Annotated in this window: 16 protein-coding genes and 1 pseudogene; 3 read left to right on the top strand and 14 right to left on the bottom strand. The window is 38.4% G+C overall.

Annotation, left to right across the window (positions count from 1 at the left end):
* Nucleotides 1–249: 249 nt before the first annotated feature.
* The 4 genes and pseudogenes from MSG95_RS08550 to MSG95_RS08535 form a co-directional block, all read right to left on the bottom strand.
* A complete protein-coding gene (locus MSG95_RS08550; RefSeq protein WP_049063380.1) occupies nt 250–612 on the bottom strand; it encodes a hypothetical protein in 363 nt (120 codons plus the stop codon).
* 132 nt (nt 613–744) lie between these two features.
* Nucleotides 745–1,986 (bottom strand): lactonase family protein, encoded by a 1,242-nt coding sequence (locus MSG95_RS08545; RefSeq protein ID WP_077164883.1) that lies wholly within the window; start codon nt 1,984–1,986, stop codon nt 745–747.
* Nucleotides 1,987–2,233: 247 nt separating this feature from the next.
* Nucleotides 2,234–6,739, bottom strand: coding sequence for a translocation/assembly module TamB domain-containing protein (locus tag MSG95_RS08540; RefSeq protein WP_324624704.1), 4,506 nt, complete (start codon nt 6,737–6,739; stop codon nt 2,234–2,236).
* A gap of 26 nt (nt 6,740–6,765) precedes the next feature.
* A pseudogene (locus MSG95_RS08535) lies at nt 6,766–9,219 on the bottom strand (autotransporter assembly complex protein TamA); the annotation flags it as partial.
* Between the two features lie 434 nt (nt 9,220–9,653).
* Here MSG95_RS08535 and MSG95_RS08530 point away from each other — a divergent pair.
* Nucleotides 9,654–10,976, top strand: coding sequence for an MFS transporter (locus MSG95_RS08530; RefSeq protein WP_077164885.1), 1,323 nt, complete (start codon nt 9,654–9,656; stop codon nt 10,974–10,976).
* Between the two features lie 3 nt (nt 10,977–10,979).
* The gene (gene coq7, locus MSG95_RS08525) at nt 10,980–11,615 is read left to right on the top strand and encodes a 2-polyprenyl-3-methyl-6-methoxy-1,4-benzoquinone monooxygenase (RefSeq protein ID WP_077164886.1); all 636 of its coding nucleotides are present in this window, start codon (nt 10,980–10,982) and stop codon (nt 11,613–11,615) included.
* 46 nt (nt 11,616–11,661) lie between these two features.
* On the opposite strand, the gene MSG95_RS08520 is transcribed toward coq7, so the two are convergent.
* A complete protein-coding gene (locus MSG95_RS08520) occupies nt 11,662–12,210 on the bottom strand; it encodes a DUF2799 domain-containing protein (protein ID WP_077162875.1) in 549 nt (182 codons plus the stop codon).
* Nucleotides 12,211–12,617: 407 nt separating this feature from the next.
* Here MSG95_RS08520 and MSG95_RS08515 point away from each other — a divergent pair, with 407 nt between their 5' ends.
* Nucleotides 12,618–14,042, top strand: a complete 1,425-nt coding sequence (locus MSG95_RS08515; protein WP_077164887.1) for a glutamine synthetase family protein — start codon at nt 12,618–12,620, stop codon at nt 14,040–14,042.
* A 76-nt stretch (nt 14,043–14,118) separates the two neighbouring features.
* Here MSG95_RS08515 and MSG95_RS08510 read toward each other — a convergent pair whose 3' ends face one another.
* From MSG95_RS08510 to MSG95_RS08470, 9 genes are all read right to left on the bottom strand, one after another.
* Complete coding sequence (locus MSG95_RS08510) at nt 14,119–14,835, bottom strand: response regulator (RefSeq protein ID WP_077164888.1); 717 nt, start codon at nt 14,833–14,835, stop codon at nt 14,119–14,121.
* An 11-nt stretch (nt 14,836–14,846) separates the two neighbouring features.
* Complete coding sequence (locus MSG95_RS08505) at nt 14,847–17,501, bottom strand: sensor histidine kinase (protein WP_077164889.1); 2,655 nt, start codon at nt 17,499–17,501, stop codon at nt 14,847–14,849.
* Nucleotides 17,502–17,539: 38 nt separating this feature from the next.
* The gene (kdpC, locus tag MSG95_RS08500; RefSeq protein WP_077164890.1) at nt 17,540–18,145 is read right to left on the bottom strand and encodes a potassium-transporting ATPase subunit KdpC; all 606 of its coding nucleotides are present in this window, start codon (nt 18,143–18,145) and stop codon (nt 17,540–17,542) included.
* A 13-nt stretch (nt 18,146–18,158) separates the two neighbouring features.
* A complete protein-coding gene (gene kdpB, locus MSG95_RS08495; protein WP_081410219.1) occupies nt 18,159–20,198 on the bottom strand; it encodes a potassium-transporting ATPase subunit KdpB in 2,040 nt (679 codons plus the stop codon).
* 8 nt (nt 20,199–20,206) lie between these two features.
* On the bottom strand, nt 20,207–21,916 hold the full coding sequence (gene kdpA / locus MSG95_RS08490) for a potassium-transporting ATPase subunit KdpA (RefSeq protein WP_077164892.1): 1,710 nt from the start codon (nt 21,914–21,916) through the stop codon (nt 20,207–20,209).
* 258 nt (nt 21,917–22,174) lie between these two features.
* Nucleotides 22,175–22,612: a 2-amino-4-hydroxy-6-hydroxymethyldihydropteridine diphosphokinase gene (locus tag MSG95_RS08485; protein ID WP_077164893.1), complete on the bottom strand. Its 438-nt coding sequence runs from the start codon at nt 22,610–22,612 to the stop codon at nt 22,175–22,177.
* Nucleotides 22,569–22,949 (bottom strand): dihydroneopterin aldolase, encoded by a 381-nt coding sequence (folB, locus tag MSG95_RS08480; RefSeq protein ID WP_004700874.1) that lies wholly within the window; start codon nt 22,947–22,949, stop codon nt 22,569–22,571. The genes MSG95_RS08485 and folB overlap by 44 nt, the downstream gene beginning before the upstream one ends.
* Before the next feature lie 15 nt (nt 22,950–22,964).
* Complete coding sequence (locus MSG95_RS08475) at nt 22,965–24,263, bottom strand: ABC1 kinase family protein (RefSeq protein WP_077164894.1); 1,299 nt, start codon at nt 24,261–24,263, stop codon at nt 22,965–22,967.
* Between the two features lie 58 nt (nt 24,264–24,321).
* On the bottom strand, nt 24,322–25,098 hold the full coding sequence (locus MSG95_RS08470; protein ID WP_151819306.1) for a HesA/MoeB/ThiF family protein: 777 nt from the start codon (nt 25,096–25,098) through the stop codon (nt 24,322–24,324).
* Nucleotides 25,099–25,164 lie beyond the last annotated feature (66 nt).

Raw genomic sequence — 25,164 nt, 5'->3', positions numbered from 1 at the left:
TTCCTCTTTTTTTAAAAAATTACTTGTAAATTCCAGCTTTCACAAAGCTTCACAAGTAATATGGACTACAAAATTTTACTAGAGTTCAAGCTAAAAGTTAATGCGCGCGGGGTGTTTCTCCGTGATGCCCATTATTTTGTAACTAAATACCCCTGTGTAAATAATGATCTTAATGACTGACTTATCATGCGATATTTTGAATTGAAAGAACACTCCACCTTAGTGGAGTGTTGACGATGTCTTACACACTTAGAACTTTTTGTAGTTTGGCATTTTGTCATGTGGTGTAACTAAGCATTCATCTGCCATTTGTTTTCTAATTTTTTCTTGTAGGGCTTCTGGATTAGTTTTTAGCTGATCTTGTGGAATAGCATAAACTTTCTCAATAATATTCAAGATGAATTTTTTGGTGATCTCATCTTCAATTTTATTTGCATGCTCAACCGCTTGAGACTTTTCAATTGCTTGCTGGCGGTCAAACACAATACTTCTAGCTGCATTTCCAACACTTGTACAAAAGCCATGCCATTGTTCTTCAGGTGTCAAAGGTTTTTTCTCTGTACAGCCGACTAACAGCATTCCCATCAAGACAAATAAAACTTTTTTCATCATTACTCTACACAGACTAAGCTGCCCACATCATACTGAATCTGACAGACTTTGCAAAAACTGCCATAAAAGACCGAGATACTCGCTCTCGGTCTTTTATATGAAGTGTCAAAAATATAGGTTGCTTTACTCAAATTAATGAAAGAACTTAATATCCGTAGGTGTAGATATTTTTGCAGCATCGCCAGCAGGTTTTAAACTACCGCTTTTTGCATCAAAGCGGAACAAACTGATGTTATTACTATATACATTCGTCACATATAAATATTTACCAGTTGCATCGAAGGAGAAAGCTCGTGGTTCAATGCCATTAGCTTTATAAATGACTGGTTGACCTAGCAACCCATTTTGTTGAATTTTAAATACCAAAAGTTTGTTGTCTGCACCACGATTGGCAGCGATGACATATTTGCCATCTGGACTCAAAATAATTCCACTCGCACTCTTAAATTCAGGTGTTTTATCTTCGTGTACCAACTTTAGCTCAGCAATTTTTTTCAAATGTCCATCTTGTACATTAAACGCTACAATTTCACTTCGCATTTCTGCGGTAATGTACGCATGTTTGCCATTTGGAGAAAAGACCATATGGCGCGGCCCAGAACCATGAACAAACTTCACATCTCGACTGCTGTCTGCTTCAAGTGGTTGGGGTTTGTTAGGGTTATAACGAAAGGCATAGACTTTGTCATTTCCTAGATCGCTCGCATATAAATACTTACCATCTGGGCTGAAAGTTGTCGAATGTGCATGACCACTTTCCTGACGACCTTTGACATGGCCAGAACCTTCCGCGAAAACAATATTCTGTACCATTTCACCTATATGTCCATTTGGTAAAATTGGCAAAACGGCTACGCCACCACGACCTTTATCAAATGCAGAATAATTCGACACGAATAGGAATTTACCATCTAAACTGATTGAGGCGTGTGTTGGATGCCCACCATGGCTATCTACTGTGTTTAGCACCTCTACCTTTCCGTTTTGAACTGATAATGCAGTGACCTCTCCTAAATTTTCTTCATTTGTTGTATATGCAAAACGGCCATCTTTCGATTTCACAATCCAAGAAGGACTTTTCATTTTTAAAACTTTAATAGGAGTTAAAGTCCCATCCGTATTAACTTTAAACTGGTACAAACCTTCACTGGCCTGTTTTGGTTTTTGCACAAGTGGTGCATTAGGAATAGATGTCCAAGTTCCCACTAAAGCGATTTGTTGATCTGCGGCATTAACTATGTTACCCCACCCAAGTGATAAAAACGTCAACGACAAAGTTGCTGTTAATTTCTGAATCAATGCACGATATTTAAGCTTTATATCGTTGTCCTTGCTCTCTGTAATTTCAACACAAGTAACTTTTTTCACTGGCATTTCCTTGAAAATTCACCTTATTTGTAATTATCAACAAGGCTTTATCGATCTAATTTCATTTAATGATTTTGAAAATTAATTTATAAAACAGCAATTTTCAAGTGAAGTTTCTTTAACCAGAACCGTGTTTAATATGTGATTACTTCAAAGTAAATTAATGATCTATATGAGAATTATTAATTTTTTTAAAATGGTATAACCTTAATAAAATAAGAGCCCACTTAAAGTGAGCTCTTAATTCATACATTTAGAAACGCCAGTTGTAGAATAAGTCGATCGCTCTTTCTAAAGACTGACTTGCTTCTAAATATAAACGGCGATTCATTTGATAACGTAAGGTAAGTTTATTGACTGGCGTAAATACACCAACACCATAACGAATAAATAAGTCAGGTGTGATATATCCAGTTAAGCTTACTTGAGTATCATCCCCTGTACCTTGGGCATCTAAGGCAAGTCCACTTAAACCAAAAGTACGACCAATTTGATTCGTTAAAGCACGAGTGCCACCTAAGCCCATACTAATACCAGCAGCAGCAATAGTATTGTTTACATCAGATTTAAAACCTTCCGAATTACTTAAACCGCTTGAACCTTCATTAATACGACCTGTTACCAATGCATTCAAGGCTTCTTGTTCAGACAAACCAGCATCATTGTAAACTTGAATACTTGGTGATGACGCAGTACCCGTAACACGCACACCAACCATACTTCCCTGAACATTTTTATTCGCATCAATATCTAAAGTCGGGTTTGACAGTGGCCCATTGAAACGAGCAATTGCACGATTTAAATCTAAGCTTTGACCATATGCTTCAATTTTCACTTTTTGACTTACACCAATAGCACCCATCGCGCGCATTGCAGTTTCATAACCACGTTGAGTCAAGTTCAAACGACCAACTAGAGGAATATTACTGTTAAAGCCTTGGAAGATTACTTGGTTACCAATATTCACCGAAATATCGGCACGAATATCCCAAGGTTTAGCTGCGCGTAAAATTGCAAGTGGGTCTTGGCCCTGACGGACGATACGCACATCTGAAGATGTATTAATGACAGGTGCCGTTGTTTCAGGCATTGAAATACGTGCACGAGGAACATCTACAGACCCTTTCAAACTTAAACGTTTATCGAAAGGATACATATCAAGTGTCAAATTCGGATTTGCAATTGCTGTAATTAATGGTGCTTGGCGTACCAGTAAGTTATCACCTTTTAAGTTCAACTGTAGACGCGGTGAATCTTTCCAGTCGAAACTGCCTTTAAGTAAACCTACCCCTTGTCCACTGTTAAATGCACCATCAATTGTTGCCATATCCTGACGAATAGATGAATACACTTGTACGTTGGTTAAGTTCACTGGCAGGGAAATCATACTGATCGCCCCATTTTTCAATCGCATTTCACCCGTAAACTGCGGTTGGGTTAAAGTACCATTTACTTTACCAGCTAAAGCTAACGTACCACTCATTGAGCGTACATCTTGAATAAATGGTTTCAAAACTTTTAATTGCACATCATTAAAGGCCACCTCACCACGCATTGGCATAGAGGGTTGGTATGGATTAATAATGACATTTGCATAGCCAGTACCAATATCAGGTGTTTTCATGTCAACGCGTAACAATAGACCATCTGAAATGCTTTTCGCAATTACACTGAGCTCGTCATAAGTCAACGTGGTTGGCGGATCCTGAGGATCTTCCGCAGCTAGGCCTAGTTCACCTTTTCGAGTCACTAAACGTGCATCAAGTTTAGGATGCCCACCATTTACCCAAGAAGCTTTTGCATAACCATTGAGCTGACCTGTCATTGCCAACCCTTCTGGCATGAAAGCAGCAAAATCACCTAAATCCAGATTTTGAGTAATAAATGAAATATTACCCTGTGCTTTGCTTACACGTACAGGTTGATCAAGACATAACTGACTATTTTTACTCTGCCAACAATGTTGCCCAACAAATAATTCAGAACGTGCTGATGAGAAAATAATAGGTGCATTTTGATTTTGCGCTAAACGAATTCGTCGCGAATCAAAACTTCCTTTTTGAATTTGGCCTAACCAATCATTATTTTGGTTAAAACCACCTGCTAACTGAACATAGAATTTAGAAACATTATTATTTGCCTGCACCTTTAATAAATGCGCTTTCCGTGTTCCTGTTAAATTAACTTCAGCAGACTGAATTAGACGGCTACCACTACGTAAATTATCTAACTTAGCTGTGAGCTGGGTTGGTGTTGTTTCAGATGTTGGTAGTTCACCCTGTATACGCAGTTTTTTAATGCTCACTAAATTAGTATACGCAAAGTTATCAACTGCAATATTCGCGGTAGCTTTTAGGCGAGGTTGAGATTGGACACTCAAATCCCCATAGGCACGCCCACTCAAGCCAGGATACAACTCATAAAGTGCAGGAGCATTGAGCTTAATTTTTAAATTTTGCGCATTACCTGTTGCTTGTAACTGGTTTTGTGCATAAACCAAAAATAGATTATTCGCTTCAAATTGTTGAGGTAAGAATCCCTTTTGGTTCGAATCCATAAGTATAGATAAATTACCTTTACCTCTCACAGGTTTGTTATTCAAAAATCCTGCAAGATTCAACTGTTGAACATCAATACGCTTTAACTTATCAGACCAAACGCCTTGCGTTTTTACATTTCCTGAAATTTCGCCTTTTACACTTGAAGCAAAATATTGAGGTTTAAAACGTACAAGCGAGCTATTGATATCCCAAGCAATACGATCTTTCAAGTTTACTGAGCCAGTCGCATAGATTTTTCCAGCAACACCATCATGTTGTAACTGGTTAATTCGAATAAACTCTGGAGTACCCGCAATAGAGAACTTTAATAATCCATTCGCCTGATTAAGTGCTTTCAAAGATCCATCATAATTAACTGCAAAACCTTTAAACCCACCACCTGCTTTAACATCATTAAATAATAAAGCAGCCGTACTTTTCCCTGCTAGCGCAACCGTTTCTTGGCTTGCTTGAGCCAATTGACCTTTTAAATCGATTTTTTCAAGTTGAATAATTTGTTGATTTGGCTTTGCAAAACCACTTGCTTTGATTGATCCATTGAGTAGGTTAACAGGTGCTGCTGTATGAATACTCTGCGGGTTAAAGTCTTTTGCATTTAATAAGGCATTCCAAGCCAGCTGACGTTTTTCAGTAGGCAATAAAACTTTAGCTTGACCTGTAAGGCTACCTTTTTGAGCAGCAAAACTAAAACTAGGAACATTAAGAATATTATCTTTAACATTCAACGTTGCGAGATATTGTCCTGCTGGTAATAGAGTCTGTTCATGCTGATATACTTTGGTTGCGACTTTAATATCTTGCTGACCATCTCGCAAAGTCAGATCAACTTGTCCACTATCACTGCTTAACCAACCTATATATGGCATAGCACGGTCTATTTTTGACCAAGCCACATTCATAAACATTGGTTGAGGTTTTTTATTCTTTTCAGGTACTTGGTTTAATTTAAGTTTCCAAGATTCATAACGGTCGAAGTCTACATTCGCTAATACTTCAGTGCCTTTTTCTAAAGAACCAGTGGAAGAAACTGCTGCATCTAAACTTGGTGGTAAGAAGTCCTGAACGACTTGAGGAATCGCTTTATCTTTAGGATTAACATGATCTAAACGACCTTTTATGTCCCAAGTAACATGGTCTTTCCAGCTCACTAACCCTTTAAGGTTAATTGCACCTTTCATGACTTGGCCATTAAAGTCAGTAATATTCAACTGATGTACTAAATCAGTATTCATTAAGGCGTTGTATTGGCCTTCAGGTAAGTTCGCACCTTTTAAATCTGTATCAAGTGCTAAGTTAAGCTTTTGAACATTACCCTCAAATTTAATAACACCATTTTTAGCAAATAATTTTTGATCAACTAGTAAAGGCAAGTGATAATTTTTAAGTGACAAGGCCCCTTGCATTGGAACTTCATGACGAACTGGATGTAAAACAACCCAGCCTGTTAAGAGGTCTGGTGTTGTCGTTGCTACGCCAGCTTGTAATGTATCTAAACTTCCTCTGGCTGCAACTTTTATATTTTGAATATTTAAGCTTTTTAAAGAAGGAATTCTTAAATCTGCTGTCGCATTAAGCGGATATTTCCCACTAAAATCCATGTTTCCTGTTGCGTTATGTACAGAAAGATAACCCATATCCATACTTGAGTTTTCAAACTTCAGCTTTGTCTCTGACCACAGCGCATCGTTTAAATGGACATAATGAAAATTTACAACAGAACCCGAATTTTTAATTTCTAAATGATCAACATCTGCCTTATCTATACGTAAAACAAATGGTAGTTTTATAGGTTTAAATCCAAATGGTTTATCTGACGGCGGCGCTTTATTAATAATGATTAAGTTGCGTACATCTGCGTTGCTTAAATGGACTTCTTTTTCTAATAGTAAAGAACGCCATCCTAAGCGAACATCAGCTCTATCTAAAGTAACATCGACTTCTGCCAACTGAACAATAATATTTTTAAGGATAATTCCCCTAAGTAAATTACCACCTTCATACTCATATTTAATGACTTGTTGAGCTTGTAAAACACGGTCTAATAAAAAACGGCTTCCACGGTCAGTCGACATCATAATAATGATGGAAGCAACAAGTAATAAAAGTATGATTAATATTGTCAGCAAGAAGCTACGCAAAATACGTCGCTTCTTAGGAGAGCTTGGTGCCGAAGTGGGCTGCTGTTCTACTTCCGCCATAAAATAAACCTAATAAAATTTTATTTTTAAAGTTGTGGACCAATAAAGAAATGCAAACGAATTGGATGATTTTCATCAGAAATACCCGAAGCTACATCCAAACGAATTGGGCCAATAGGTGACTTCCAACGAATACCAACACCAACGCTATAAGCGGTCGGGTTACTAAAATTCTTATCGTAAGCATTACCAAAATCAGAAAAAATTGCTGCTCGCCAACCTTCTTTGAATTGATAGTTGTATTCCAGAGAGCCTACCGCTAGAGCTTGTCCACCAATTTTATATCCATCTACTTCCGGAGAAAGACTTTTGTAGTCAAACCCACGAATTGTTTGGTCACCACCTGTAAAGAATCTTAAATTGTATGGAACCTTATCAAACTCATCGGTAAAAATATAACTAAGATCTGATCGGCCAACAAACTGATGGTCATCATTCTCACCTAAAGAATAAATAAATCTCCAACCAGCTGTTGCAATTGCCATATTGGCATCGGAAAGTAAACTGCTACTTCCCAGTTCTAACTTATAACTTTGTTTAAATGCTTTAGTTGGATTTAAACGTGTATTACTTGAAGTTTTAGAAGTTTCATAACCAAACAATAACGCTTCTTGCTCTGAAGCGGCAGTTTTAAAAGCGTCGGGTAACTCAGCAATATCAACATTTCCTTTTTGAGTTAAACGATCCAGACGATAACGAACTCCAATGGTATGTTGCCAATCACCTAACGGTTTTTTAATAACGCGCTCTCCACCAAACACGGCAGATTCGGTTAATAAACTGACATCAGGCCCAATATTATCTCTAGTCTCACGTTCATAACCACCCACAATGTTAAAGTAGTCATTTAATGGATGTTTATAAGGAATACTATAACGGCCATCTATGGACTGACGAATTTGAGAAAGCTCAAAGTTCGCGTCAAATGAATGACCATATTCGTTCACAATTGAGCGACGATATTGACTACGTAAGCGAGCTCCCGTATCGGTACCATAACCCACACCAGTTTCCAGACTATTTAATCTGTCTGCATTTAGAGTCACAATTACCGGAATTCTTTTTTCTTCACGTGCTTTAGCTTGTAAACGGTCTTGTTCCGATTCTTGCTCTTCATGATCTGCTGCAGTTTTTAAAGCAGCTGGAGCTGCAGCTAATTGTGCATTTTCAGTCCCAGCAAATTGTTTTTCGTCTACAACATTTTGACTAACCTCTTTAGTAGGTGAGGCTAATTGACGTGCTTTAGCAAGTTGTTGTTGCTCTGGAGAAAGCAGTTTTGATTCATCAATCGTGACATTTTGCTGATCGACCAGTGCTTGTAAATCTGGAGGTAACTCAAGCGGCTTTTGAATTGGATCAGGTTTAATTGAATCGACCAAAGTATAGTTAAAATACCGCGAGTTAGTCAGGTTATTAGCTAAAGCATTTACACGCCAAAATGTATAGTCATCGCCCTCTTTCCAAGGCGCCATACTTTCCAAAATATTTAATTTGATAGGTAATGGTTTTGAAGGATCGCTCATACGAAACTCAACCTTACCAAGCTTGTATCGCTCACCCGTTTCATATTTGAGATTAATATCAGCTTTGTTTTCAGGTTGGCTGACTTTTACATCGTGTAACCGCCAGAATGCATCAAAGTATCCATTATTTGATGCAGCATCTACAATTCGGCTTTTAGTTGTTTCATACAGACCATGGTTAAAAATATCACCTACATCTTGGTCTGGAACTAAACGAATAACTTGGAACTGTGGTTGTTTTGCACCTGCTCCACTAAATTCAATATTTTGTTCATTAATTCGAACAGGTTCATTTGGTGTGACTTTTACGCCTACTCGACTTGCACTTAATTTTTCAAAACGAAATTCGGCATTGTAATAACCTACAGCTTGTGCGGCTTGGTTACTTAAACTTCTAAGCTGTGGTAACGCAGAATTAAAATCTTCAAATGATTCTTGGGTAAATGTAGATAACTTACCTTTGATATTTTTAGCAAGATCATCCGGTGCACCACTAACCTCCGCAGTGATACGTGGAATTTGTTCCATCGGAGTCACACGCGGCGGACGAATTTTATTGATAATACGTTTAAAGAAACCTTTCTCTTCAGGTGGTTCTTCTGTAGCGGCTGTAAGTTCTGGTAAAGTTTTTCCCGTTTCATTTGCTTCGACTACAATCTTACTATCCGATTGAATCTCACTCATGAGTTGGTCAATATTTACAGGTGCTTGAGTAATTTCATGTAATTCTGCTTGAGATGCATCATTGACCACCATTTCTGGATGTTTTTGAGTTCCATTTTGGAAGTTTTGCGCTTCAGTTTTTGCCTCTTCTGCAACCCGATAAATTTCATTTGCCATACTCTGATCAACAGGCATAACAGGTAAATCATCAAGGTTATCCAGCGTGATTGGCTTAAATTCTTCAATCTGATTTGGAAATTGTTCTTGTTGTTGCAATATAGCCAAGCTATCTTGTTGCTGCTGTGCTTGAGTTACAAGCGTCGCAACATCCGTAATTGGAACATCATTTTGGTTATTTGTACTCGTTTGTTGTAGTGATAAATCAGCTACCGTCTGTTGGGCTGCTGGTGTTACTGTTTCTGCCGAACTTTCGGCATAACAAGGAGTAACACATAAACTTAACAATAAGCTGCTACAAATAAGTTTAGGTATACTCTGCATTTTTAAGATTAAATGCATAGAGTGAGAAAGAGTTGACTGTTTAAACTTAATTTTAGAAGGCATGGAAAACTCTAAACTTATTTTTAATAAACGCACCAATATGAGGATAAAACTCACTCGAAACCATTGATTTTTCATTTAATCAAGCGTTAAAAATATCATACATGGTTTTCGATGCAAATTAACACTCGGTCACATTTTTTAATAAAACTCAATGAAGCTTGCACATGATGAAACAAGATGAATCCCTGATGACATCACGTCGGTTTGTACCGATGTTTTTTACACAGTTTTTTGGCGCATTAAATGACAATGTTTTTAAGCAAGCTTTATTGTTAGTCATTACGTATGGTTGGATTCAACAACAATCTGCCCCAGTAAGTACACTCAATAATTTAGCAGCATTATTGTTTATATTGCCATATTTCTTTTTTTCAGCAACTGCTGGACAAATTGCAGACAAATACGAACGATCACAACTTGTACGCGGCATAAAAATCTTAGAAATTATTATTATGCTCATTGGTTCTGCTGGCTTTTTATTGGGGCATTTATGGTTGCTGCTCTTCGCCTTATTTTTAATGGGTACACATTCAACTTTCTTTGGCCCAATTAAATATGCAATTTTGCCTGAAATTTTAAAACCAAACGAACTCATGTCGGGTAATGCCTTATTTCAATCTGGTACTTCGATGGCGATCTTGTTCGGCATGATTTTAGGTGGTGCCGTAATTGCATCATCAGAAGGCAATTTACTGTGGATTAGTGTGACTGTAGTCGCTATTGCTTGTATAGGTTATGTGTTTAGTCGCTTCATTCTGCCTCAAAAAGTTGCTGCGCCAGATTTAGATATAGACTGGAACTTTATTCGGACAAGCTTCCAAACCATTACATATGCCAAAAGTTTACCGTTAGTGTTCACCATTTTATTAGGTAACTCGTGGTACTGGTTTTATGGAGCAACTTATTTAACGCAAATTCCGCAGCTGACTCAGCAAAATCTTCATGCATCAGAAAATGTAGTTAGCCTGTTACTTACCTTCTTCTCAGTTGGAATTGGTGTTGGTTCATTACTTTGCCGTAAAATTGGTGGTTCGGAAATCAACATTAAAATGGTGCCAATCGGTGCAATTGGCCTTACTGTTTTTGCACTTTACCTTGCAGCCAGTCTAGCTTTTGTACCTGAAAGAACTGGAGCATTACTGACCTTAAAAGATATTTTCACTCAAGGTTGGGTTTACTACCACGTCATGATTGCTGTGACTTTACTGGGTATTAGTGGTGGTTTTTATATTGTTCCCTTATATGCCATGATGCAGGCTTACTCACCACGCTCACATCGTGCCCGTGTTGTTGCAGCGAATAATATTTTAAATGCTGTATTCATGGTTTCTTCTGCAATTTTCTCAATCTTAATCTTAAGTGTTTTAAAAATTGATATTAAAATACTATTTATTATTACAGCTGTACTTAGTGCAATCTTTAGTATCTGGCTTCTCGCCCGACTAAAACCAATGCTTGCCACAGCACATCTTTCTTTGGAGGACTAATTTATGCGCCACTACACAGGAATTGATCAACTTATTAACTCCTTTGATCAGGCATTACGTAGTCTTGTCCCAGGTGCAACCGCAGCACAGCGCAAAAATCCGGCTGAAACAGCTGAAACAAAACTTGGAGTAGAAGATGCTCGCCATGTTGCGGGCTTAATGCGTGTTAACCATAGTGGTGAAGTATGTGCTCAAGCGCTTTATCATGGACAAGCATTAACGGCGAAATTGCCAAATGTGCGCCGCGAAATGCAACAGGCAGCGATTGAAGAACAAGATCATTTAGCTTGGTGCGAAGATCGTTTAAAAGAGTTGAATAGCCATACAAGTTTATTAAACCCTATCTGGTACGGGTTGTCATATGGTATGGGTGCTCTTGCAGGTATTGCTGGTGATAAATATAGCTTAGGCTTTGTTGCTGAAACTGAGCGTCAGGTAAGCATGCATTTGCAAGACCATTTAAACCAATTACCTGCTCAAGATGAACGCTCTCGTAAAATTTTAGAGCAAATGAATGAAGATGAATTACATCATCGTCATACAGCGCTCGAAGCAGGTGGTGTTGAATTACCTTATGCGGTAAAAATCAGTATGACCGCTATTTCAAAATTAATGACTAAAACCAGTTATTATCTTTAAAAAAACAAAGGATTGATCTCATTCAGATCAATCCTTTTCTCAAATATTATTTTAATCCGTGATCATATTTGAAACGTTCAATATCTCGAATTGAGTTCCAATAATTACGATTAATACGGTCACGATCAATTTGTAGTTCTCTTAAAAGCTTACGATAACGTTCACGCTCTTCTGGCTTCAATTTTTCATTATAAGCACTGTCAGAATACTGCTTAAACTTTTCGTCATAACGGTCATATTCATTTTTTGCATTGTAGTAGTCGGAAGCAGCTCGATAATAAGGTCTTAAACGATTACGCTGCTCGATTGGGCATACATTAATATTGCCGTTCCCCTCTAAAGCGTTATAAAAAATGTTTGATGGCTGGCAATAATACCCTAGACCTTCTTTGTAGCCACGTTCATATGACTTTTGATCTGGAACAATATTAGCTTTTCCACATGCTTTGTAATATTGATCTAAGCGCGGTGAAGAACCTTTTGCTCCATCTTTCTCACCCACTAATGACCAATTCGCAGTTTTACATTCTTCTACGCTCATTGCAGCACAACCTGAAAGGCTGATTGCTAAAATGGCTAAACCGATATTTTTCATATTAAGAGAACTCAAAAATAAAATTAAAAAAACGCAAAAAATAAAATTCCATTACATACCTATATAAGTCCTACTTTATTCGAGACTTATACATAAATGTTTAACTGGATAAGCATTTTAAGTTTAAATCAGTTTCACCATCTGACCAAATGATAGAGTTCAATTTCCAACCACATTTAACTTTAAAAAGTGAAATCCGTAGAAGTTTTATATCTCTCCGACTATTCATATACGCTAATTTTACTTTAAAAATCCATTATCAAAATAAATCCCAATACATTGATTATAAATATAAAAAATTAAATTTTTCATAAAACATTCTTCAACCATTTTTACTCTTTTTTTACGCGATTTCCTTCAAAGGCTCAGGTAGGATTTGAGTTAAATAACCACCAAGGTTTTTTATAATGAGTACGCTTATTTACCCCAATTTAAACTTAAAAGATTCTCACTTTAAGGCATTTAAAATATCAGATGATTTTATTCCCCAAACGCAAATCCATACGTTTAACTCAGAACTTTTTTTAAAAGAAGTTGATGAATATTTAAGTTTATATCCTCAGACTCAACACATTGATATTTGTCTACACGATCTAAACGGGCATATTCGTGGTAAACGTATTGATGTTAAAAGTCTAAAAAATCTATCGAATGGATGTTATTTTCCACTTTCTGTTTATGCCATGAGTCTTGATGGTAAAGTGATTGAAGAGACAGGCTTAGGAAAATATATCGGTGAACCAGATAGACTTTGCCTGCCCATTTTAGGCAGCTTACAACCTAGTGCTTTATCACCTGAATTAAATGCCCAGCTTTACCTATCCATGCAAGAAGAAGATGGCACAGACTGCCGTTATGAACCACGCAATATATTAAAAAAAATATTAAATCAGTTACATGCTAATAATTACTTTCCTGTCATGGCTGCAGAATTAGAGTTTTATCTTTTCTCACCTCAGAATCAGGCTGACACATGTATAGAAAACCAATGCTTTGATATAGATGCACCCAATAACTATCAACAAGTCCTAGATGAAGTTGAAAAAGCCGCCCTACTGCAATCTATTGAAATTACCGCGATTGTTGCGGAGTCATCACCTGGACAATATGAACTAAATCTTCAACATAGCCATGACATTTTGAAGCTATGCGATCAAATTAATGCTTTAAAAAGAATTGTAAAGCAAGTTGCAAGAAAGCATGACTTAACCGCTTGTTTCATGGCGAAACCGAACTTGGCAAAAGCTGGTAGTGGCATGCATTTTCATATGAGCATGCTCAATCAATACCATGAAAATATATTTAGCTCAGAAGAAGAAAAAGATGAGCTGGCAGCCAAATTACTCAACGCGATTAGCGGACTCATTGAGTTAATGCCTGCATCTATGGCGATTTTAGCGCCTAATATTAATTCTTATAGACGTTTTAAAATTGGTCATCATGTGCCATTAGAAGCCAATTGGGATACCAATAATCGTAATGTCGCAATTCGTATTCCATGCTCAGATGTACAAAATCAACGCTTAGAATATCGGGTTGCTGGAGCTGACTGTAACCCCTATCTGGTTACAGCCACTATTTTAGCGGGCGTATCTTATGGCTTATCTCATAAGTTACCGCTACCAAAACCTGCACATCTTTTGAAGTTTCAAGATGAGCACATTTTATTAGCCAACAACCAACCAGAAGCCTTAAAAATATTTAAAGGAAGCCTTATTTTAAAAGGATATTTAGGCGCTGACTTTGTCGAACATTGGTACACAGTTAAACAGGCTGAATATCAAAGCATTTACAGCCAAATGACTGAAGCAGAACAACATTGGGATATATAAATAAAAAAGCAAAAAAACTATAAACCACTTTGCAAACCCTTAGGGAGAAATACCCTAAGGTTTTTTTTATATCTCATTAATTATTTTTCTGTTTAGCTAAAAAGCGTAATCCCACACCAGGTTCAGTAGCAATATAGCGTGGCTGAATTGCGTTATCTCCCAGTTTACTGCGCAACTTACCTACTAAAATACGTAAATAATGCGTATCTTCCTGATGGGTTGGCCCCCATAGTTCTTTTAAGAGCTGTGGCTGTGTTAAAAGCTGCCCTTGATAGCGCATTAATAGCGTTAAAAGTTGAAATTCTTTTCGAGTTAAAGTAATTGGCTGTTGCTCAATCCAAACCAAACGCTGCGTGACATCGACTTTAAGATAACCATCGTCATAAATATGTGCTTCTTGCTGAATCGGTTGATTTCTTAAGATGACACGTATGCGCGCCAAAAGTTCTTGGACACTAAAAGGTTTGGTCATGTAATCATTTGCGCCAGCATCTAACAAAGCAACTTTTTCGTATTCATCAGCGCGTACAGATAAAACAATAACCGGCACAGTCGACCAGCTACGTAACTCTTGAAGCACTTCTTTCCCATCTAAATCGGGTAAGCCCAAATCTAGAATAACCAAATCAGCCCCTTGTGTTGCTAAAGCTTCTAGACCTTTATAACCCGTTTCGCAGAGCGTGGTTTTATATTTTTGAGTTCTTAAAGCGATGTCTAAAAATTTACGAATTTGAGGCTCATCATCAATAATCACAATGCGTGTTTCTACAGGTGATGTTTCGGAACTTATCATGAATTTACAACTTATTCTTTTACGGGGTGAATGGGTAATCTGATTTGAATTAAAGTACCTTTATTTTGGCGCCCTGAAAATGCTTCTATTGTACCCATATGAGCACCAATAATCGCTTTTACGATTGTAAGCCCTAAACCAGTACCAAATTTTCCACGGTCTCCTCGTTCCATCGTATAAAACATATCAAAAATACGATGTCTTTCGTCTTCAGGAATTCCCGCACCTCTATCTTCAATTTCAATTTTTACTTCATCTTCTGATGAAAGTTGAGCACGAATCATGACAGATTCATCTGAAGGTGAAAAGTTTGCGGCATTTTCTAAAACATTAAAAATAGCTTGCTCTACCAGTGCAGGGTGAACATATAAACTAATCGGTTTCTCAGGTAACTGAACAACCACTTGGGTATCTGGTTTATAACGCTTTAAACGGCGGGTTGCCGAACCAATTAACTCATCTACTCCAATCCAGTCTCTTTTTAAAGTTAAGCCTTCGTGGCCTAAGCGCGTCATATCAAGCAAATTTTGAATATAACGGTCTAAACGCTCACCTTCTAAATGAATTGTTTCAAGTAAATCTTGCTGGTCTTGTTCTGACATATCAGCTTTAAAATTGGCAAGCGTGTCTGCTGCGCCAATAATAGAAGCAAGTGGTGAACGTAAATCATGCGATACTGAAGATAATAAAGCAGAACGTAAGCGCTCTGTTTCACTGGTGACTTTTGCTTGTTCGAGTTCATTCACCAATTGGGTTCGAAGTGCTGCCTGTGCAATATACTCAATTACACTTTCCGTCAGTTTCTTTTGCTCAAAATTTAGAGAAACTACGTCATCCTTAAAGTAAATTCCAACTATACCTAGGCTATTTTTTTGCTCTAAAAGTGGTAAAAACCACCAGTTCGATTGACTAAGGGTATCGGTAAAACGTCCACACGGTTGTTGATGTTTCAAGCACCATTCTGCAGCTACTTTTTCTTTATCGTTTAGCTCAATATCAGATGAAATGACTCTATCTTGAATAGAAATCCACACTTTAGTTTGAAGCTGGGTTTCTAAAGTCATACGTCCTGTTTGCATGACTTCTTCAAGGTTCACCGCACTAGAAAGCTTACGTGCCAAGTCTTGCATCACTGTGGTGTAGGCATTCGCAGCTTTTAAAGACAAAACCTGCTGACGTAACTGAGAAGCCAACCGCCCAGCAATTAAAGCAGCCGCAAAAAAAGCAACTACAGTCACTACGCCTTGATGTGCTGAAATTTGAAATGTAAAACGTGGTGCTATAAAGAAAAAATTGTAGGCTAAGAAACAAATAAGAGCAGCCACTACAGCAGCGAGCATTCTAGTTTTGGTTGCTACAATTAAAACTGAAATAATGAAAATGACAGAAAAGTCTTCAATACCCAATAGAACTTCGGCAAAGTGCGCTATAAAAATACTGGCACATGTAACAGCTAGAACAAAAACACTTTCTTTTAATGATAGAAATGATGGTTTTTCAAGCTGAGTGATCTTTTTAGTACCCTGTTCTGGATGCAAAATGGTTAAAGCAATCGAATTTTCTTGATTAAGTAATTGTTGAGCTAAATTTTTCTTAAATAACTTTAACCACCACGGCGAAATACTTTTACCAATGACCAGATTGGAAATACCTCGATCAAGTGCAGCATCCATTAACACTGATGCAACTCGATGCCCATATAAGACTTCTGTTCGCCCCCCGAGTTGGCGAGCCAGCTCAAATGCTCGGTCAATTTCGATATATTCTTTTTTATATGAATTTGCTGGACTCTGACTAAAGTCCAGACTTTTAGCAACATTCACTACAGTCCATGTTGCTCCATAGCGTTCAGCTAACCGACAACCTGCCCGCACTAAATATTCAGAAGAACCTTGTCCATCTATCGCAATCATCAGTTCATTTTGCAGCGAAATAGACTTCAAACCCTTAGAGGTGTAACTCTGTTTTAAATCTAAATCGACATGCTCAGCAACGCATTGCATTGCTAGTTCACGCAATGCTGTTAAATTTGAAATGCTAAAAAAGCCTTGCAATGCCAGATTCGCTTGCTCCGGGACATAAACTTTTCCTTGATGGAGCCTTTCAATGAGTTCACTAACAGGTAAATCAATTAAACGAATGTCTCGAATACGATCAAATACACGATCTGGCACAGTTTCATTTACTCGAATGCCCGTAATCTGATGTACCACATCGTTTAAGCTTTCTAAATGCTGAATATTCATGGTGGTAAATACATCAATACCTGCATCTAGCAATTCATTGACATCTTGCCACCGTCGTTCATGGCGACTATTTGGTATATTGCGATGAGCCAACTCATCAACTAAAACAATTTCTGGATGCCTGAGTAAAATAGCATCCAAGTCCATTTCTTCTAAAGTATGCCCCTGATATTGCATTTCCTTTCTAGCAATTTGAGGCAACCCTTCCAAAATTTTTAGAGTTTCTATTCTTCCATGGGTTTCAACAATACCCACAACAACATCTGTGCCCTGTTGAAATAGTTCTTTGGCCCGGGCAAGCATGGCATAGGTTTTTCCAACACCAGGTGCCGCACCGAGAAAGACCGTTAGTCGACCGGCTTGATATCTGTTGACATGATTTAATAAGGCTTCAGCCTGATTTTCGCGATTGCTTTGCACTTGATATCATCCGGTAAACTAACAATTTTATTTTCAAGTTAATGTGTAGATTGTAATTGATCTAAAGCGATATTGAGTTCTAATACATTAACACGAGCTTGCCCTAGTACACCAAACTGAACTGGTTCAATATGCTTTTGAAGTAACTCTTCTACAACTTTCGGGTCTAAATGACGCGCTTGAGCCACTCTGGCAACCTGTAACTGGGCTGCCTCTGGGCTAATATGCGGATCGATACCACTACCTGATTTCGTCACTAAATCACTTGGAATAGGGGTATTACCTGTGTGGTCTTGTTGTTTAACCGCAAGAATCTGAGCATCAATTTGTTTTTGAAGCTCTGGATTGGTAAGAGCTAAGTTTGTGGCCCCCATAGACATTGGGTCATAAGCAACTGCTGAAGGACGTGGATGAAAATAAGCCTCTCCAACAAATGGCTGAGCGACTAATTTTGACCCTAGAACTTTATGGTCTATTTCAATCAAACTACCATTTGCTTGATTATTGAATAACACTTGTCCTGCACCTGTAGCGATCGCACTATAAACAGCACCACAACCGACAAGGGTAAAAATTAGAAGTCCGAAAGATGCTCTTAAGGTCTGACCCAAATTTGCTTCTGAATTTTGTGCATAAGTTTTCATTTCAAACTCCAGATTACAAACCAAATAATTGAACAATCACAACATCAATCGCTTTGATGGCAATGAATGGTAGAACCACACCGCCCCCCCCATAAATCAACATATTTCGACGTAGTAACTGAGTTGCAGTTGAAGGTTTAAATTTCACACCTCGAAGTGCAATTGGAATTAATAGCGGAATAATAATCGCGTTAAAAATTAATGCAGATAAAATTGCGCTGTTTGGACTTGCTAAGTGCATCACATTCAATACTTGCATTTGTGGAATCGCAGCAGCGAACAATGCAGGCAAGATGGCAAAGTATTTAGAGACGTCGTTTGCTAACGAAAAGGTTGTTAACGCACCACGGGTAATTAGCTGCTGTTTCCCAATCTCAACTACAGCAAGCAGTTTGGTCGGATCAGAGTCTAAATCAACCATATTGCCGGCTTCTTTAGCAGCTTGTGTACCTGAGTTCATAGCCAAACCAATATCGGCTTGTGCCAATGCTGGCGCATCGTTGGTTCCGTCACCAACCATTGCAACTAAACGGCCTTGCTGTTGTTCAGTACGAATACAAGCCAATTTATCTTCTGGTTTTGCTTCGGCAATATAGTCATCTACACCTGCTTCCGCAGCAATCGCGGCAGCAGTTAATGGGTTATCACCTGTGACCATGACAGTTTTAATACCCATTTCTCTTAAGCGTGCAAAACGTTCTTTAATGCCATGTTTAATCACATCTGAAAGTTCAATCACACCCAATACATGATGTTGATTTGCGACAACCAATGGTGTTGCACCTTTTTTGGCAACTTGTTCAACACGTGCTTTTAACTCTAGATCTTGAGAATAATCTTCATCTACAAATTTCAAGATTGCATCTAAAGCACCTTTACGAATTTGCTCACCATTCGGTAAATTCACACCAGAAATTCGAGTCGAAGCACTAAAAGAGATAAATTCGGCTTGCTCAGGTTCTTGCTGTTTTAAACCCTGTTCTTTTGCTAACTTAACAATCGATTTCCCTTCTGGTGTTGGGTCGGCAAGTGAACTTACCCAAGCAGCAGCTCTCAACTCAGACTCGGTTACCGAGGTTAAAGGATAAAAAGAAGTCGCTTGACGGTCACCATATGTAATGGTTCCTGTTTTATCCAGTAAAAGTACATCAATGTCACCCGCAACTTCGACAGCCTTACCTGATTTCGCCAAAACATTGGCTTTGAGTGCACGGTTCATCCCCGCAATACCAATCGCAGGTAACAAGCCACCAATGGTTGTTGGAATTAAGCAGACTAACAATGCTACGAGTACAACTGGATCAAGTTCAATATGCAAATAATGAGCAATAAATGGTAGGCTAATCACCACAATTAAAAATGTAAGTGTCATCACCATTAACAAGAAGCCAAGTGCAATCTCATTCGGTGTTTTTTGACGATTTGAGCCTTCAACCAAAGCAATCATACGGTCTAAGAAACTTTGGCCAGATTCCGCAGTCACTTGCACAACAATACGATCTGTAAGAACTTTAGTACCGCCAATAACACCAGAACGGTCAGTTCCAGCTTCACGTAGCACGGGTGCTGACTCACCTGTAACCGCCGATTCATTAATGGTGGCAAAACCTTCTACAATCTCACCATCGGCTGGAACAAGCTCACCTGCATGAACTTCAATATAATCATTTAAATGAAGTTCAGTGGCTGCAACTTGAGTTGCTTGGCGGTCTGTTAAAGAATTAAGTCTTCGAGCAGTCAAGTTTTCTCTTGCCGCACGTAATGAAGATGCCTGTCCACGACCTCTAGCCTCTGCAACCGCTTCAGCATAGTTAGCAAATAAAATTGTAATAAATAAAATTGCTGTGACGACCAAACCAAACAACAGTGTGGCATATCCCATTACGGTACTTAGCGCAGTAACCACTGTTCCAAGCCATACAATTGCCATGACAGGGTTTTTAATTGCATGCTGTGGTAGCAATTTTACAAAAGCATTTTTCCAAACTTCAAAACTTGGTACTGCCACAGTCGTTTTATGGCTATTTACATGAGTTTGTGTATTCATTTTCACTCGCCTCCTTAGCCTTTAACCAACAAAAGTTGATCGGCAATTGGCCCAAGGACAAGAACTGGCATAAATTGTAATAAGGTAAGCAATACAACAATCGTAATCAGCGTTAAGGCAAAGGTTGGAGTTTCAACCTGAAGACTACCTGTTGTTTCGGGTGCTTTTCTTTTTGCTGCTAAACGTGTCGCAATCATTAATGGCAAAATTAATGTCGGGAAACGTCCTAGAAGAAGTGCAATGCTACAAGTGACATTCCACCATACCGTATTGTCTCCAAGGCCTTCAAAACCTGAACCATTGTTTGCAAAAGCGGAAACATATTCATAAAACACTTGGCTAATACCGTGTGGTCCAGGGTTTGTGATACCTGATAATCCCGGAATACTAAGACTCAAGGCTGTAAAAGCCAGAATAATAAGAGGCTGAATTAAGATAATAATCGCAAGTAACTTGATCTCTGCTGCTTCAATTTTGCGCCCAAACAACTCAGGCGTACGGCCTGTCATTAAGCCTGCAATAAATACCGCAAGTAACAGATAAACCATAAACTGTTGCAGACCACAGCCCACACCACCCCAAATGGCATTAATCAACATATTAATGAGTTCAACCAGCCCAGTAAGTGGTGCCGAAGAATCATGCATCATATTGACCGAACCATTATTCACTTGTGTGGTCAGCGCAGCCCAAACTGCCGATGATGCAGCACCAAATCGTTGTTCTTTACCTTCCATTACAGCAATTTGCGATGCAGTCGATGACATACTTTCAGACCAGACAGCTGCTGCACCTGAAATAACTGACATTAAAAGCATGCTACCAAACACAAAGTAGGCAAATTTTTTACGTCGAGTAAAATGTCCCACCATAAAAACGACTGTAATTGGAATGAGTAAAATCGCAATCATTTCTAATAAATTAGATAGCGGCGTTGGATTTTCTAAAGGTACAGAACTATTTGGACCATACCAGCCACCACCGTTACTACCCAATTGCTTAACAGCAACCATGGGTGCAACTGGACCTAATGGAATTTTTTGGGTTTGTACGGTATTTGCTTTATCAATAAGCTGTACTTCTGGCCCCCCCTGAAAAGTTGCTGGTACGCCTTGGCTGTTAAGCAACAATGACCAAACAAAACAGAGAGGAAGCAAGAAACGGACTGTAGGGCGAATTACATCTGCCCAATAATTACCAATTAAAATTTGGTCTGGCTGCTCGGCAACATCGGCTGCAATATGGCTTGGGCGCTGATAAAAGAAAGCTCTTAAGGTCGCTACAACTAAAGCCAGCCCCATCATTGGAGTAATGACTTGCAATCCCACGATACCTGTCATTTGCGACAAATAAGACAATTGAGCTTGACCAGAATAATGCTGTTGGTTTGTGTTGGTTAAAAATGAAATAACCGTGTGTAACGCTAAATCCCAACTCATATTTGGTGCATGATTTGGGTTTAATGGCAGCCATGCTTGCGTCATAAAAATAGCAAAAACGGCCACAGCTAGAAAAACACAGCTAACAACAAATGCTAAAGAATATTGTTTCCAGTTCATTTGTTGTTGTGGAGATATACCTAACAAGCGATATACAGGATTTTCAATCCAACGAAATAATCCATCGCCAACCATCGGCTGATTTGTCATCACTTTGGATAGATATTTGCTGAGACACCATGCTAAAAAAATAGCAATAAATAAAACAAGGATAAGTTCTAACATGGCTATTCTCCTCTAGATCCATTGGCTTGATTTGCCAAAATGGAAATAAGGAGAGATGGGGAAATATCATTTGTTTTTAGTCCGCATAAGACTATGCCAGACTGATGCAAGATGCGCATTTGAGAATTTATAAGCATCTTTATTGTCCTGAAGTAACACTAATTTAGTGGATTTCAGTATGGATAAAATGCTCGTAAATTCTCTATTGAGGAACTCAAAGGCCGCGTAAATTTTGCGTAAATTTTAGTTTGAAAGACCTTAAAATTTAAAATTAACAACTGGGTAAAGCTTACTATCAGCCTTTAGTCTTTCACAATGCCAAAGTTCATATAAAGGAATTTCTACATCGAGTGCCAAAGGTAATTTTTTAGAATTAAATTGCATATGGTCCAAATCACTTCCCCATGCAATCAAATCTACATCTAAAGAAATATGATGCGATGGTCGAACACGCCCCGAATCTGACTCAAGTTTCTTTAAAAAAGATTCAATTTGTTCAGATGATAAAGTGCTTTTTAATAGACATGCTGAATTCCAATAATCATCTCCAATACCATCTCGGCATGGAATTTGATAAACAGATGAAAACTGCACTTTCCCCAAAGTAGCTAATTGCATATAAGCAAAAGTAAAGTGCTGATCTGCGTCTAAATTACTCGCTAGGGCGAGTGCAAAAATTGTTTCTGGTGCGTTCAAGACGAATTCCTACAGCATTAGCTTCTGCAATGATGGCTGGCTTACGGATGGTTATGGTAATTTTTTCAATTGTTGGAAAGGTTTCAAACAAACATTGTAAAACCAAATGAGCTGCGTGCTCGATTAACTCAGGTTTGGCTTGTTGAATGGTTTGAGCCGATAACTCACAAATCTGCGCATAGTTGAGTGTATCCTCTAGCTTGTCAGACGCTGCAGCTCGGCTCAAATCATTATGGATGGTCAAATCCAACATTAAAGGTTGAATGATTTGTCTTTCCCAGTTGAAACAGCCAATCACTGTCTCAACCTTCAAGCCTTCAATAATAATGGCATCCATAAATTTAAACTGACCTTAGTGCTTTAACAACGAAGCAGGTTCCATATTTTGAACCATTTTCAAACGTTGGTCTGCATAAATATCAGTATATGGTGCGAGTACGCGCATAAAACGATCGAAATAAAGCATTTGCTTAAATAACAAGGCAAAATCTCGTGGGAATTTAATACCGTGGCGCTCACCAACACCTACCATATCCATCATAATGTCGTTTAAATCGGCTGGATTGGTAGACAGAATTTGCTGTGGATCGGCCATTAATACGCCATTAAACAAACGCTCTAAATCTTGAGCTAAAACCTGAACATCAACCTTATTATGGGTCATGCCCATTTTCAGCATATTTTCAGCCATTGCCTGATAATCAGTTTTTTGTAAGGCATCCATAAACGCAATACACGCTGTCCAGACTTCTGGCTTTAACTGACCCACAATACCGAAATCGATAAAACCAATTCGGCCATCTTCAAGCAACATTAGATTTCCAGCATGTAAGTCAGCATGGAAACTCTTACAGAGCATAAGACTACCAAACCATGTATTCATGGCAGTAATGAGTACTTGTGACGGATCTTTAGCATATTGTTTCACGACACTAAAATCTGTCAAAGACACACCATATAAACGCTGCATGGTCAACACACGGCGTGTAGAAAACTGATGATAAACCTTAGGTGCTGTCGCAGCGTGGTTTTGAGAAATATTTAAATATTCTATAAAGTCATCTAAGTTTTGGGCTTCTTCAATAAAGTCGACTTCACGCACCATACGGGTTTTAATTTCATCGACAATGTCAGAAAGAGCAGCAAACTTGATTTTAGGGACTGCACGTTCAAGTAGTTTAGCTGCCCAATGCACCACATTTAAGTCAGTGTATAAAATAGTTTCTACACCAGGTTTTTGTACTTTAATAACGACATCTTCACCGGTCGTCAGTTTAGCCGCATGAACCTGAGCAATTGAAGCAGAAGCTAAAGGTTTCTCATCGATATAACTAAAAATCTGGTTTAAATCACGCCCTTCAAATTCAGAGGCAAGCACGCCTTGAATATAACTAAATGGCAGAGTTGGTGTCTGATCTAAACAACCTTGGAATTCTTCTACATATTCACGCGGAAATAGCGATGGTGTACTCGCGATAAACTGACCAAGCTTAATATATGTTGAGCCAAGCGACTCAAAAGTCTCACGCATGAGTTTGGCATTACTTGGCTTATCAGTTGCGTACTTAATACCAGCTTTAGCCGCAACCACTGCGGTTTCACCGATACGCGCAACTGAGCGCAATCCATCAAATAAAATATTTTTTTTCATATTTCTTTAGAACCAGAATATTCGTATCAAGTGTAGCAAATTTTGCTTTATTTGCTGATTAGCTTGCCTGACAAAGTGGACAATTTATATCTTTATCAAAATTAACAATACGTTGTGTCATATTTAACCCATTCCAAAGTAATAGTTTTTGTTTCAAAGGACTGCGATTAAGCCCTAAATATAACAAAGTGTGATGCGCTTGTAATGACGCTATCATTACAGGAGTTGTTGCAAGCACTCCTGACTCTGCACAGCGCAGGCCTTCATTGTCATGCTGTTCTTTTGGGAATAAACATTCATAACAAGCTGAATCACCTTCTACCATAAACATTTGCGCCTGAAAGCCAATTGCAGAAGCACTAATTAATGCGACCTGATGTTTCTTACAAGCACTATTCACTAAATAGCGAGTTGTAAAGTTATCACAACCATCTAAAACGACGTCTTGGTGTTCAACAAGTCTATCAATGTTATGTTCGTCTAAACGTTCATTAAAGTATTCAACGCAGATATAAGGGTTAATTTTCTGTAACCGTTTTGCTAGAACTTCAGCTTTATAACGACCAATATCTTCATGACCAAATGCGATTTGGCGCTGTAAATTACTTATCTCAATGGTATCTGCATCAATGAGGGTAATTTTCCCAACTCCTGCTCGTGCAAGTAGTTCTGCACTGCTACAGCCTATGCCACCAGCACCCACAATCAGCACATTGGCAAGTTTGAGTTTTTCCTGAGCTTCAATATCCCATCCATCAAGTAAAATCTGACGGCTATAGAGATGCATTTCTTCATCACTTAACTCTACAAAATCGATATCTTGAAGCTCGGTCACACGTTAATCCTTTCACTTAGAAGCCAAATGATTTTATGACTAAGTCAATCATTATGAAAGCTATAA

This window comes from Acinetobacter sp. IK23 (assembly GCF_035615275.1).
Lineage (GTDB): Bacteria > Pseudomonadota > Gammaproteobacteria > Pseudomonadales > Moraxellaceae > Acinetobacter > Acinetobacter seifertii.
This window is presented reverse-complemented; position numbering and strand designations above follow the sequence as displayed.